Below are 13,318 nucleotides of genomic sequence, written 5' to 3' on the forward strand. Positions count from 1 at the left end.
CCCTTCGACTCCCATGAAACGGAGCAGCATGACTCTGCCCTGGACCGTCCACGGCGACGGCAAGAACGTCGCCCCCGGCGAGGTCGTCGCCCCCGGTGAGCGCCTGAGCTGGCCCCGCACGATCGGCCTCGGCGCCCAGCACGTCGTCGCCATGTTCGGCGCGACCTTCCTCGTGCCGATCCTCACGGGCTTCCCGCCCGCGACGACGCTCTTCTTCTCCGGCATCGGCACGATCCTCTTCCTCGTGATCACGAAGAACCGGGTGCCGAGCTACCTGGGCTCCTCGTTCGCGTTCATCGCACCGATCAGCGTCGCCATGGGTGCGAAGGGCATCGGGGACCCCATGGGTGCGGCACTCTTCGGCATCGTCGTCGTCGGCGTGCTGCTCGCACTCGTCGGCCTCCTCGTGCAGTGGGTCGGCACGCGCTGGATCGACGTGCTCATGCCTCCCGTCGTCGCGGGTGCGATCGTCGCGCTCATCGGCTTCAACCTCGCGCCGGCGGCGAAGAACAACTTCATGCTCGCCCCGCTGACCGCCCTCATCACCCTCGCAGCGGTCATCATCGCGAGCGTCGCCTTCCGCGGCATCCTCGGTCGCATGTCGATCCTCGTCGGCGTCGTGATCGGTTACGTCGCCGCGGCGATCCAGGGCGAGATCGACTTCGCGCGCATCGAGGACGCCGCGTGGATCGGCCTGCCGACCTTCCACCTCCCGGCGAACCCGTTCGCCGACGCCGCCGTGTGGGGCTTCCTCCCGGCGTTCCTGCCCGTCGTGCTCGTGCTCATCGCCGAGAACGTGGGCCACATCAAGGGCGTCGCGCAGATGACCGATCCGTCGGTCAACCGATCGACGGGTCGCGCGCTCTTCGCCGACGGCCTCGCCACGACGATCGCCGGCTTCTTCGGCGGCTCGGGCACCACGACCTACGGCGAGAACATCGGCGTCATGGCCGCGACGCGCATCTACTCGACCGCCGCGTACTGGGTCGCCGGCATCGTCGCGGTGCTGCTCGGTCTCTCCCCCAAGTTCGGCGAGGTCATCAACACGATCCCCGCCGGGGTGCTCGGCGGAGTCACGACGGCCCTCTACGGCCTCATCGGCATCATCGGCGTGAAGATCTGGCTCGACAACAAGGTCGACTTCTCGAAGCCGGTGAACCAGTTCACGGCTGCCACGGCGCTCATCATCGGCATTGCGGACTTCACCTTCGCGGTCGGCGGCGTCTCGTTCAACGGCATCGCGCTCGGCACGATCGCCGCCATCGTGATCTACCACCTCATGAACGGCATCGCCAAGGCGCGCGGCACGGACTGAGCCGCCGGCTCGCACCGAGTCGAGCCACGAACGACGGATGCCCCGGGGCCGATCGGCCCCGGGGCATCCGCGTCTCAGCCGACGGTCAGGAGAAGAGCGCCTCGACCGGTCCGCGTGCGAAGTAGACGAGGAAGCCGGCCGCGACGACCCAGAGCAGCGGGCTGATCTCTCGGGCCTTGCCCGACAGCGAGCGCACGACGACCCAGGCGATGAAGCCCGCGCCGATACCGTTCGCGATCGAGTACGTGAGGGGCATCACGGTGACGGCGAGGAAGACCGGCAGCAGCACCGAGAACTCCGAGAAGTCGATGTACCTGATCTGCGCCATCATGAGCGCACCCACGATGACAAGGGCCGCTGAGGCGACCTCCGTCGGCACGATCGAGACGAGCGGCGTGAAGAACATCGCGGCGAGGAACAGCAGGCCGGTCACGATGTTCGCGAGGCCGGTGCGCGCGCCCTCGCCGATGCCGGCGCCCGACTCGATGAAGACCGTGTTCGAGGACGCCGAGGCGTACCCGCCCGCGACGGCGCCGACGCCCTCGACGATCAGTGCGGACTTCAGACGCGGGAAGTCGCCCTTCGCGTCGGCGAGCTGCGCCTCCTTCGAGAGCCCCGTCATCGTGCCCATGGCGTCGAAGAAGTTCGTGAACACGAGCGTGAAGACGAGCATGACGGCCGCGAGCACGCCGATGCGCTCGAAGCTGCCGAACGAGACCTGTCCGACGAGCGAGAGGTCGGGCAGGCTCACGATCGAGCCGGTGAGCTCGGGCACCGAGAGGCTCCAGCCGCCGGCGTTGAACGCGTCGCCCGCGAACATGGGGCCGATGTTCCAGATCGCCTCGACGACGACCGCGAGCACGGTGCCGGAGACGAGGCCGATGAGGATACCGCCCTTGACCTTGCGCGCGACGAGGATGCCGGTGAGCAGCAGGGTGAAGATGAAGACGAGTGCGGGGACCGTCGCGACGGACCCGCCGATGCCGAGGCCGACGGGCGGCGACGCGGCGCCGGTCGACGTGACGAACCCGGCGTTCACGAAGCCGATGAACGCGATGAAGAGGCCGATGCCGACCGTGATCGCGAGCTTCAGCTGGATCGGGACGGCGTCGAAGATCAGGCGACGCAGGCCGGTGGCCGCGAGCAGCACGATGATGAGGCCGTTGATGACCACGAGGCCCATCGCCTCGGGCCAGGTCACCTGGCCGACCACGGAGACCGCGAGGAACGAGTTGATGCCGAGCCCCGCCGCGAAGCCGAAGGGCAGTCGGGCGACGAGGCCGAACAGGATCGTCATGACGCCGGCGGTCAGGCCGGTGACGGCCGAGACCTGGGCGAACCCGAGCTGGTTCCCGTCGACGTCGACGCCGGCCGACAGGATGATCGGGTTGAGGATCACGATGTAGGCCATCGTGACGAAGGTCACGATGCCGCCGCGCACCTCGGTGCCGACGGTGGAGCCGCGCCCCGTGATCTCGAAGAACCGATCGATCGGGTGCAACGGCTTCCCGCTCGCCTGCGGCGTTTCGGCGACGGACTCGGGGTTCGCCCCGCCGGTCGTCTCGGGGGTCGTTTCAGGGCTCGTTTCAGTGGTCATCCGGGAACCTTCGATGAGGGACGCGCCGGGATGCGGCACGACGGGTGGACTGGAGCTGCTCAGGTGAACAGCTTGATGACGTGCTCGCCCACGATCAGGTATATGCCGAAGATCACGGCGATGCCGCTGAGGGCGAAGCACGCCCACGCGCCGACGAGCGCGGCACGCTTCTGCCGCTCGCTCAACGGGCTCTTCTTCTTCGCCTTGGCGGCACGCTTCTCGGCCTGGCGGATCTCGGCCGGCGTCACCACGGTGATCGCGTCGGTGAACTCGGCGGGCGTCACGATGGGCGTGCGACCCGACAGCGTGAGCAGCCGGACCCCGAGCGAGTACGCGGAGACCACGACGACCGTGGCGACCATCGCGGAGATGAAGACGAGGAGGAACGCGAACATGTCGATCACGAGGCCACCTTCTTCTTCGGCTTCGGGTTGCGCTTGATCTTCACCGCGCGGCCGGAGTGCGCGACCTCGCTGACCACGTTGTGGTGCGAGATCTCGTTGCGGCGCGACCAGAGGAAGATGCCGGCGATCACGGAGACGCCGACGATCGTGTCGATGATGATGCCGATGAAGCCGAGGTGGGCGACGACCGCGGCGAGTGCGCCCACGCCGCCGGCCGCGGGCAGGGTCAGGAGCCAGCCGACGCCGATGCGGCCCGCGGTGCGCCAGCGCACCTTCGAGCCCCGGCGGCCGAGGCCGGAGCCGATGACCGAGCCCGAGGCGACCTGGGTCGTCGACAGGGCGAAGCCCACGTGGCTCGAGGCGAGGATGGTCGCGGCGGTCGCGGTCTCGGCGGCGAAGCCCTGTGCGGGCTTCACATCGGTCAGGCCGGTGCCGAGGGTCTTGATGATGCGCCAGCCGCCCATGTACGTGCCGAGGGCGATCGCGATGGCGCAGGTGACGATGACCCAGAGCTGCACCTCGGCGCCGGCGGGCTGCAGGCCCGCGGCGACGAGGGTGAGGGTGATGACGCCCATCGTCTTCTGGGCGTCGTTGGTGCCGTGCGCGAGGGCGACGAGCGACGAGGAGAAGATCTGCGCGTGGCGGAACCGGTCGCGCCCGTCGGGCTTGCCGTCGTAGCGCCGGGTGATGGCATAGGCCAGCTTCGTCGCCGTGTACGCGATGAGCCCCGCCGTCAGCGGCGCGAGCAGCGCGGGCAGGATGACCTTCGACATCACGACCGCGAAGTCGATCGCGCCGACGCCGAAGCCGACGAGCGCGGCACCGATCAGGCCGCCGAAGAGCGCGTGGCTCGACGACGACGGCAGGCCCAGCAGCCACGTGATCATGTTCCACACGATCGCTCCGATGAGGCCGGCGAAGATGAGTTCGGGGGTGATGAGCACACCGCCGTCACCCTCTTTGATGATGCCGCCCGAGATGGTCTTGGCCACCTCGGTCGAGAGGAACGCGCCGACGAGGTTCAGGATGGCGGCGAGGCCGACCGCGACCTTGGGCTTCAGCGCGCCCGTGGCGATGGGCGTGGCCATCGCGTTGGCCGTGTCGTGGAACCCGTTGGTGAAGTCGAAGAAGAGCGCCAGTGCGATGACCAGCACGACGATGAGGGTGAGATCCACCGGCGTCTTTCTCTGGGATCGGTGATGAGGTTCACCAGATGTTCAGGGGACGTGCCTTGCAGAAACGGCGTTCGCCGCGCACCCATCGATACTACGTGACGGAACCCGGCTCCTCCACCACCGTAGCGAGGTCGGCACCGAACACGAAGGTGCGCCGCACCGTGCCGCCCGCGAGGACGCCCGGCAGCCACCGGCTCGCGTCGTCCCACATCTCGTCGAGCGGGATCTCACGCACGTCGAACCACTCGGGATCGAGTTCGTCGGACGGCACCGGCTCACCCGTCCAGCTGCGGCACACGAACACGTTGGATTCCTGGCTCCACGCCTCCTTGTGCGGGAAGACGTAGCTCAGGATGCCGCGGGGCTCGAGGTCGTCGGCGGCTACGACGAGCCCGGACTCCTCGAAGATCTCGCGCACCGCGGCATCCGTCGCCGACTCGCCCGGTTCGAGCTTGCCGCCGGGGGCGACGAAGTAGCCCATGCCGAGCCCGTGCTTCTTGCGCCCCAGGAGCACCTCGACGCGCCCCTCGCGCTCGCGCAGGAGGTAGCAGACGCACACCTGGGGCAGCAGCACGATCAGCCGAAGAGGATCTTCGCCTCGTCGTAGCGCGACTGCGGCACCCGGTTCAGGGTGCCGACCGCGTCGGCGATCGAGACGGTCTGGATGTCGGTGCCGCGGAGGGTGACCATCGAACCCCATGCGCCGTCGTAGGCCGCGTCGACCACGGCCATGCCGAGGCGCGTCGCGAGCACGCGGTCGTATGCGGTCGGCTCGCCGCCGCGCTGGATGTGGCCGAGCACCGTGGCACGGGACTCGATGCCCGTGCGCTCCTCGATCATGGGTGCGATGAGCTCGGCGATGCCGCCGAGACGGGGGCGGTTGAACGCGTCGAGCCCCTTGTGCGAGTGCGCCTCGGTCATGTCGGAGAACGTGAAGCCCTCGGCGACGACGACCAGCGGAGCCCGGCCGCGGTCGCGCACCGACTCGACCCACTCGGCGATCTGCTCGATCGACTGCGGCTGCTCGGGGATGAGGATCGCGTGCGCGCCACCGGCCATGCCCGAGTGCAGGGCGATCCAGCCGACGTGGCGGCCCATGACCTCGAGCACCATGCAGCGTCCGTGCGAGTCCGCCGTGGTCCGAAGGCGGTCGATGGCCTCGGTCGCGATCTGCACGGCCGTGTCGAAGCCGAACGAGTAGTCGGTCGCCGCCAGGTCGTTGTCGATCGTCTTCGGCACGCCGATGACCTTGATGCCGCCCTCGTCGTAGAGACGACGGGCCGCGGTGAGCGTGCCCTCGCCGCCGATCGCGACGATCGCGTCGATGCCGTTGCGGTCGAGCATGCGCTGGATGTTCTCGGGGCCACCGCCCTCGCCCTCGAACGGGTTGGTGCGGCTCGAGCCGAGGATCGTGCCCCCCTGCTTGGCGAGGCCGCGCACATCGTGGCGCACGATGGGCACGATGTCCTCTTCGACGACGCCGCGCCAGCCGTTGCGGAAGCCGACGAACTCGGTGTCGTACGAGATGACGCCCTTCAGCACGGAACCGCGGATGACCGCGTTGAGGCCGGGGCAGTCGCCGCCCGACGTGAGGATGCCGATCTTCATGCTCGTGGGACTCCTTGTTGCTCTGGGGGATGCGTCGCCGGAGCCGCTTCATCGGGGCACGACTCCGGAAGTCTAGCGAACCTCGACTTCCCGTTCCGACGCGGTCGGGCGGCGCACCGCGGTCGCGCGATCCGGGCGCTGCGCCCGGCCGCGCACGCGGCGCCCCGCGGCCTACAGCGCGCCGTCGAGCGCCTGACGCAGCAGGTGCTGCAGGGCGTCCAGCTGCACCGAGTCCGCGGAGCCGGGTTCGACGTCGCTGCCGTCGAGGGCACGGGCGGCGAGCCCCTGCTTCGAGTCGATGAGCTCGGCGATGCGCGCGTCGATCGTGTGCGCGGCGATGATGCGCCACGCGGTGACCGGCTCGTCCTGACCGATGCGGTGCACGCGGTCGATCGCCTGCGTCTGCTCGGCGGCGGTCCAGCTGAGCTCGGCGAGCACGACGTTCGACGCGGCCTGCAGGTTCACGCCGACGCCGGCTGCGGTGAGCGAGCAGACGGCGACGGCCACCTCGGGGTCGTTGTTGAACGCGTCGATCGCCGCCTGGCGCGCCAGGGCGGTCTGATCGCCGCGGAGCGACACCGTGCGCAGCTCCCGCGCGGCGAAGGCCGCCTCGGCCTGGTCCATGACGTCGATGTGCTTCGCGAAGAACACGACCTTGCCGACGGAGCGCGCGAGCTGGGCCGCGTAGTCGGCCGCGAGGCCTGCCTTGGCCTGGCCGATGCGGCGGACCATCGTGAAGACGTTCTCGCCCGACTTCGTCGCCTTCGACTCCTCGAGCTCGGCGCTCGCGACGGCGCGGATGAACTGGTCGCGCTGGTCTTCGTCGAGGTCGCCGATGCGCAGGTGCCGCGCCTCGACGAGCGCACGGAAGCGACCGGCGAGCCGGTTGCCGAGCTCGCGCTCGGCTGCGCGAACGGATCGGCCGAGCTCGTCGTCGAGTTCGACGGGCAGGTCGGCGATGCGCTTGGCGGGCAGGTCGGCGGCGACGTCGACCTTGCGGCGACGCACGATGCCGAGATCGATCACGGCGCGGCGGGCGGCGCTGTAGAAGCCGGGTTCCGCGGGGGTGAGCCCCGTCTCCTCGAGTTTGCCGAGCAGTTCGGGAGAGGGCTTGTCGCCCTCGATCCAGCCGAGGAACTTCCAGATCGCGCGGAAGTCGTCGACGTCGTTGATGAGGGGCGTGCCCGTGAGGGCGAGCAGCAGCGGGTCTCCGCCGGGCGCGGCACGGCGGATGCGGTCGGCGAGGGCGAGCACGTTCTTCGAGCGCTGCGACTGCAGGTTCTTGATGAAGTGCGCCTCGTCGACGACCATGCCCTTGAAGCCGAGCGTCGACAGCCACGCCATGTGCCGGTCGAGCACGTCGTAGTTGACGATGACGACGTCGGCGAAGGCGTCGAGCGTGTCGCCGTCGCCGTGGATGACCGTGGCACGACGATGCGGGGTCCACCGCTCGACCTCGCGCGCCCAGTTCATCTTCACGACGTTCGGCACGACCGCGAGGAGCGGGTAGGCGCCGGCGACGGATGCCGCGAGCACCGACTGCGCCGTCTTGCCGAGGCCCGGCTCGTCGGCGAGCAGGAACGTGCGGTGCCCGAGGCGGGCGCTCTCGATGAAGCGGGCCTGGTGCTTCATGAGCTCGAGGCCGCGCGGCGCGAGCCGGTCGACCTTCGGCTCCTCGGGCAGCTCCATCGTGGCGGCCTGGCCGCCGGAGCCGACCTCGAACGACTTGAACAGCGGACCGAGCAGCTCCCAGTTGGCGAGCCGGCGCACGGGCACGACCGGGGCGGCCTGCTTCGAGAAGTCGGGCGCGAGGAACGGGTTCGCGAGCTGGCGCGAGCGAACGGATGCCGGGATCACCTGGTTCTCGCTGAGCACGGGCGTCACCTCGGCCTCGCGGGTGATGATGAGCTCGTCGGGCGAGAGCTCCGCGCCCGACTCGAGCAGCCAGTCGCGGCGGAACCGCTGCGCGACCGTGGAGATCGAGGCGTCGGGCTCGAGCAGTGCGATGAGGCTCGTGTCGCGGGCCGCGGTCTTCGCGAGGATCTGCGCGATGCCGTCGAGGCGCTTGAGCAGCTCTGAGCGCGCGGCATCCGTGATCTCGGTGTCGGCCTTGACCCGTGCGCGCTCCTCGCGCATGAGGAGTGCGATCACCTGGAACTTCGTGCGGTTCGTCGGGCCGAGCTTGCCCTTCTGCGCCTTCTGCTCCACCTCGCGCACCTTGCGCGCGAGGATCGGGATGATCGGTGCGTCATCGTCGCGTGAACGCGTCCGCTGCCGCTGCCTCGTCTGGGCCAATGGTCCTCCAGTGTCTGGGCCGAATCCGCTTGGGCCGGATCCGGCGCCCCCCTCGACATCGTGAGATGTTCGAGACCGCTCGGCGGCACCGAACTGGTCGGTGGCCCGCGGTGCGCGAATCCCGAACCGAGCAGCGCGCGAACTCGGGATCATTCGGACCCAGCTCACGCGGTCGGACGAAGAACGGATTCGTCGTGCGCACGGCCAGTCTAGCGTCAACCCCGTGCAGGATCGGCGCGACAGGCCTACCCTTGCCTCATGGACGGTCTCGCAGGGGTGGGCGACGGCGTCTCGCCCGATGAGGATTTCACGGTGTCGCAGGACACGGAGTTCGACGAACCGGGCGACGTCGCCGACGACGACGAGCGGTCGATCGACGACAGCCTCGACGACGAGGTGCCCGGCGTGGACGCCGAGCGCCGGGTCGATCTCGCCGACGATCCGGCTGCCGCAGCAGACGAGTAGCGTGCGCGGCACTCAGCTGCCGGAGGCGACGCCGTCCGGCCGACGACGGTCAGACCCCGCCGCCTCCGCCGCCGCCGCCTCCGCCGCCCGCTGAGCCGCCGCCCCCGGAGCCGCTCGACCCCGAGCTCGAGGCCGATCCCGACCACGAAGAACTCGAGGCCGAGGAGAACGACGAGATGCCCGACGCGAGCACGCCGGCGTTGAAGCCGCTCGTGCCGGAATACCACGTGGGCTCCGTGCCGACCTGCTCGTGCAGGGCCGAGAGCACCTCGGCCCATTCGCGTTCGAGGCCGAAGAGCACCGCGAAGGGCAGCAGCCGCTCGTTGAGCTTCAGCACCGTGACCGGGTCGAGGGCGACCGTCGAGACGGGCGTGGCCGCGGCATCCGTCGCCGCCTCTGCATCGGGTACCGCCGGCCGCTCCACCCGAAGCGCCCCGCTCGGACTCTGCAGCACGCGGAGCCGGTCGGCCTCGGCGAGGCGGATGTAGAGTCGCAAGCCCTCGAGGTGGTCGCGGAGCGCACGGCCCTGCTCGGTCAGCGGACGGACCACGGCGATCGTGAAGAGGGTGACCACCGCGGCGAGGATCGCGACGGCGAAGCAGACGGCCGGCCAGAACCCGCCCATCTGGTTCTCGATCGCGATGATGCCGAGCACGAACGAGAGCGTCGAGGCGACGGACGCGACGATGAGCAGCAGCACCCGGAGCCCGACAGCCGGCCTGCGGCGGAGTCCCGCCGACACCACGTGCTTGCCGACGCCCTGATTGATCGCGTACAGGCGCTTGCCGAGCGCCGTGTCGTTCGCGAGCTCGCGCCGCTCGCCGATGCGACGGTTCCCGAAGAGGGCGGTGACGACCGCCTCGGCGTCGGGGTCCGCCGGGCCGCCGGCGCCGACGTACTCGACGGCGTACTTCTTCTTGCCGGATTCGACGATCCGCAACTGACCGGCGACCGCGCGCTCGAGGATCGTCGCCGTCACCCCCTTCGCCGACGCACCGACGAGGTCGGAGGCGATCAAGGTCGAGATGCCCTGCGGCGGCTCGTACTGCGCGATGATCGTGCCGCGCCCGGGGTGGTTGCGCCAGCGCGTGATGCGCAGGAACAGCGCCGTGACGGCCGAGAGTACGGCGATGACCGCTGCCACGGCACCGCCGACCGCCGCCGGCGAGGAGCCGAACGAGTCGTCGCGGGGCACGAAGGTGTCCGCGGCGAACCCCGCCGCGAGCGTGAGGGTCTGGTACGGCTGCACGTCGAGGGCCTCGGCCGTGATCACGGGCGGCTCCGGCTGCTCCTCGAGCGAGTCGCAGGGCGTGCTCGAGCCCTCGTACCCGAGGTAGCAGGCCACCGCATCCGTGCGGGCGGCGGCGACGTCGTCGCTGAGCCGCAGTTCGGCGCTCACCCGGCCGAAGGGCTGGGCCCACCCGGTGCCGTTCACGTCCCAGTAGAACTCGTCGATGTTCGCATCGTCGGGCTGCAGCGTGACGTTGTGCTGGCGATAGCTGATCACGTACGTCTGCTCGCCGTGCACGAAGTCGTCGGCGCGGATCGTGACGAAGAGGAAGCCGTCGTCGTCCTCGTCCTCCTCGACCTCGAACGATCGGGGCGCGCCCGTGCCGTCGGTCACCGTGATCTGCTCGATGTCCGTCAGGTGCCCGCGATACGACCTCGGGAGCACACGCCGGATGCCGCGATTCTGGTCGAACTCGGGGAACCGGGCGACGAGGGTCTCGGTCGCGTCGAGCACCGAGCGGCCGGCCTCGTCGCGCGAGAGCTCGTAGACGGCGTCGAAGGAATCGAAGGTGAAGTCGTCGAGGCCGCTCGCGACCTCGCCGCCGACGCCGGTGCCGACACCGATCACCGCGGGCGCAGGCGCAGGCGCGACGAGCGCGTGCGGCGCACCCGCGGCCGGGGCGCTCGCAGCGGGGGTTGCCGCCATGGCCGGGAGGGCCGACGCGAGTGCGGCCATGAGGCCGATGGTCACGGCGGCGAAGCCGATGACGGCTGCTGAACGGGAGCGGCGCATGCCCCTACGCTAGCGCGGGCGCGGACCCGGGGGTCTCCCCCGACCGAGGCCCGCGCCCTGCGTCATGCCCGGCGGAGCCGGAGACTGTTCAGCACCACGAACACGCTCGAGAACGCCATCGCCGCGCCGGCGATCATCGGGTTCAGGAACCCGGCCGCCGCGAGCGGGATCGCCGCGACGTTGTAGGCGAAGGCCCAGAACAGGTTGCCCTTGATCGTGCGCAGCGTCGCCCGGGCGAGCGAGATCGCGTCGGCGATCGCACCCGGCTCATCACGGGTGAGGGCGAGGTCGCTCGCGGAGGCCGCGGCATCCGTGCCGCCGCCCATCGCGATGCCGAGGTCGGCCGCTGCGAGCGCCGCGGCGTCGTTCACGCCGTCGCCGACCATCGCGACCCGGTGCCCTTCGCCCTGCTCGCGCCGGACGATCGCGAGCTTGCCCTCCGGGCTGACTCCCGCGTGCACCTCGTCGATGCCGAGTGATGCGGCGACCCGCGCCGCCGGCCGCTCGGCGTCGCCCGTCAGGAGTGCCGGGCGGAGCCCGAGGGCGCGGAGCCGGTCGACCGCCTCGCGGGCGCCGTCGCGCACGCGATCGCCGACCTCGATGAGCGCCTGCACCTCACCGGCCGACCCCACGGCCACGAGAGTGTCGTCGGAGGCAGCGGCACGCGCCTCGAGCGCCGCGGGCATGCGGTAGCCGAGTCCGACCAGGAACGCCGGTCGCCCGGCTGCGGCCGGCACGCCTTCGACCTCGCCAGTGACGCCGAGACCGGCGTGGGCGCGGAATTCGGTCACCTGCAGTGCGCGCCAGGCCGGCCCCGAGGCATCCGCCCCATCGACGATCGCCCGCGCGACCGGGTGCTCCGAGCTCCGCTCGAGCGCCGCGGCGAGGTCGAGGGCGGCGGCTCCGCCTGCGTCGGCCGCACCGATGGTGCCGTCGGCGGTCGTCACGCCGGTGAGGGACATCCGGCCGGTGGTCAGCGTGCCGGTCTTGTCGAGGAGGATCGTGTCGACGTCGCCCGCACGATCGAGCGCGTCGGGCCCCGTGATGAGGATGCCGCGTTCGGCGCCGCGCCCGGTGCCGACGAGGATCGCCATCGGCGTGGCGAGGCCGAGGGCGCAGGGGCAGGCGATGACGAGCACCGCCACGGCCGCGGTGATGGCCTGCTCGACGGGACTGCCCGTCGCGACCCACACGATCGCGGTCGCCGCGGCGAGCGCGATGACGATCGGCACGAACACCGCCGAGATGCGGTCGGCGAGGCGCTGGGCGCGCGACTTGCCGAGCTGGGCGTCCTCCACGAGGCGTGCGATCTGCGCGAGCCGGGTGTCGGCACCGACGCGCTCGGCCGCGACGACGAGGCTGCCGCCGTGCACGATGGTCGCGGCGGTCACCGAGGTGCCGGGCGCTACGTCGACGGGTGCCGGTTCGCCCGTCAGCATGCTCTCATCGACTCCCGCCTCCCCGCGCAGCACGACGCCGTCGGCGGCGACGCGCTCACCGGGGCGCACGACGAACCGGTCGCCGGGGCGCAGGCTCTCGATGCGCACCCGCTCCTCGCGCTCCTCGGCGCCCTCGCCGCGCAGCACCGAGACCTCGCGCGGGGCGAGTTCGAGCAGGGTGCGCAGCGACTGACCGGCACGGCGCTTCGACCGCTGCTCGAGCACCCGCCCGAGCAGCAGGATCGTGATGACGCCCGCGGCCACCTCGAGGTAGATGTCCCCGCCGGGAGTGCCCCGGACCCCGAACGTCCATTCGTGCGTCATGCCCGGCATGCCCGCGTGTCCGAAGAAGAGCGCCCAGAGCGACCAGGTGAACGCGGTGAGCGTGCCGAGCGAGACCAACGTGTCCATCGTGAGCGAACCGTGCCGCAGGTTCACGGCCGCGGCCCGGTGGAACGGCCATCCGCCCCACACCACGACCGGTGCCGCGAGGGCGAGCGAGAACCACTGCCAGTAGGTGAACTGCAGCACGGGCACCATCGCGATCACGACGACCGGCACGGTGAGCACCGCCGAGACCACGAGCCTGGTCATGAGCGGGTCGGATGCCGCGGCGCCCGCTTCACCGCTCCGCGCAGAGGTGCGCTCCCCCGCATCGGCGGACGGAGCCACGGAACCCCGATCCGGGGCTCCCTGCCGCGCGGAACCGGTCTCGGAGCCTGCGCCTGAATCGCCGCGGCCCTGCTCGGTCGGGGCGGCGGGCACGATCGCGGTGTACCCCGCGGCCCGCACGGCCTCGACGAGCTCGTCGATCGACGTCGTCGACGGGAACGACACGCGCGCCTTCTCGGTCGCGAGGTTCACCTCGGCCTCGACGCCGTCGAGCCTGCCGAGGCGTTTCTCGACCCGAGAGACGCAGCTCGCACACGTCATGCCCTCGATGCCGAGGTCGATCGTCCGGGTCCCGTACTGCAGCAAATCCGCCACTCTCCTTCAT

At 70.7% G+C, this 13,318-nt stretch carries 10 protein-coding genes; 2 read left to right on the plus strand and 8 right to left on the minus strand.

Annotation, left to right across the window (positions count from 1 at the left end; all coding sequences use genetic code 11):
• Positions 1–28: 28 nt before the first annotated feature.
• Positions 29–1,315: a uracil-xanthine permease family protein gene (locus ESP57_RS16200; RefSeq protein WP_129232276.1), complete on the plus strand. Its 1,287-nt coding sequence runs from the start codon at positions 29–31 to the stop codon at positions 1,313–1,315.
• An 85-nt stretch (positions 1,316–1,400) separates the two neighbouring features.
• Here the strand turns inward: ESP57_RS16200 and ESP57_RS16205 are convergent, their stop codons facing one another.
• The 6 genes from ESP57_RS16205 to ESP57_RS16230 form a co-directional block, all read right to left on the minus strand.
• A complete protein-coding gene (locus ESP57_RS16205; protein WP_129232277.1) occupies positions 1,401–2,912 on the minus strand; it encodes an NCS2 family permease in 1,512 nt (503 codons plus the stop codon).
• A gap of 59 nt (positions 2,913–2,971) precedes the next feature.
• Positions 2,972–3,307, minus strand: coding sequence for a hypothetical protein (locus ESP57_RS16210; protein ID WP_056014928.1), 336 nt, complete (start codon positions 3,305–3,307; stop codon positions 2,972–2,974).
• A gap of 5 nt (positions 3,308–3,312) precedes the next feature.
• Positions 3,313–4,491: an inorganic phosphate transporter gene (locus tag ESP57_RS16215; RefSeq protein WP_129232278.1), complete on the minus strand. Its 1,179-nt coding sequence runs from the start codon at positions 4,489–4,491 to the stop codon at positions 3,313–3,315.
• Between the two features lie 91 nt (positions 4,492–4,582).
• Positions 4,583–5,065: an 8-oxo-dGTP diphosphatase gene (locus tag ESP57_RS16220; protein WP_056013845.1), complete on the minus strand. Its 483-nt coding sequence runs from the start codon at positions 5,063–5,065 to the stop codon at positions 4,583–4,585.
• Positions 5,066–5,067: 2 nt separating this feature from the next.
• Positions 5,068–6,099 carry a 6-phosphofructokinase gene (locus tag ESP57_RS16225; protein ID WP_056013848.1) on the minus strand — a complete coding sequence of 344 codons (1,032 nt, stop codon included), beginning with the start codon at positions 6,097–6,099 and terminating at the stop codon, positions 5,068–5,070.
• A 171-nt stretch (positions 6,100–6,270) separates the two neighbouring features.
• Positions 6,271–8,394 carry a DEAD/DEAH box helicase gene (locus ESP57_RS16230; protein WP_056013851.1) on the minus strand — a complete coding sequence of 708 codons (2,124 nt, stop codon included), beginning with the start codon at positions 8,392–8,394 and terminating at the stop codon, positions 6,271–6,273.
• Between the two features lie 258 nt (positions 8,395–8,652).
• Here ESP57_RS16230 and ESP57_RS16235 point away from each other — a divergent pair, with 258 nt between their 5' ends.
• Positions 8,653–8,859, plus strand: a complete 207-nt coding sequence (locus ESP57_RS16235) for a hypothetical protein (RefSeq protein ID WP_056013854.1) — start codon at positions 8,653–8,655, stop codon at positions 8,857–8,859.
• A 49-nt stretch (positions 8,860–8,908) separates the two neighbouring features.
• Here the strand turns inward: ESP57_RS16235 and ESP57_RS16240 are convergent, their stop codons facing one another.
• Positions 8,909–10,882, minus strand: a complete 1,974-nt coding sequence (locus ESP57_RS16240; protein WP_129232279.1) for a DUF2207 domain-containing protein — start codon at positions 10,880–10,882, stop codon at positions 8,909–8,911.
• Between the two features lie 62 nt (positions 10,883–10,944).
• Positions 10,945–13,308, minus strand: coding sequence for a heavy metal translocating P-type ATPase (locus ESP57_RS16245; RefSeq protein WP_341539102.1), 2,364 nt, complete (start codon positions 13,306–13,308; stop codon positions 10,945–10,947).
• Between the last annotated feature and the right edge of the window lie 10 nt (positions 13,309–13,318).

The organism is Agromyces fucosus, from assembly GCF_004134865.1.
Taxonomy (GTDB): Bacteria; Actinomycetota; Actinomycetes; order Actinomycetales; family Microbacteriaceae; genus Agromyces; species Agromyces fucosus.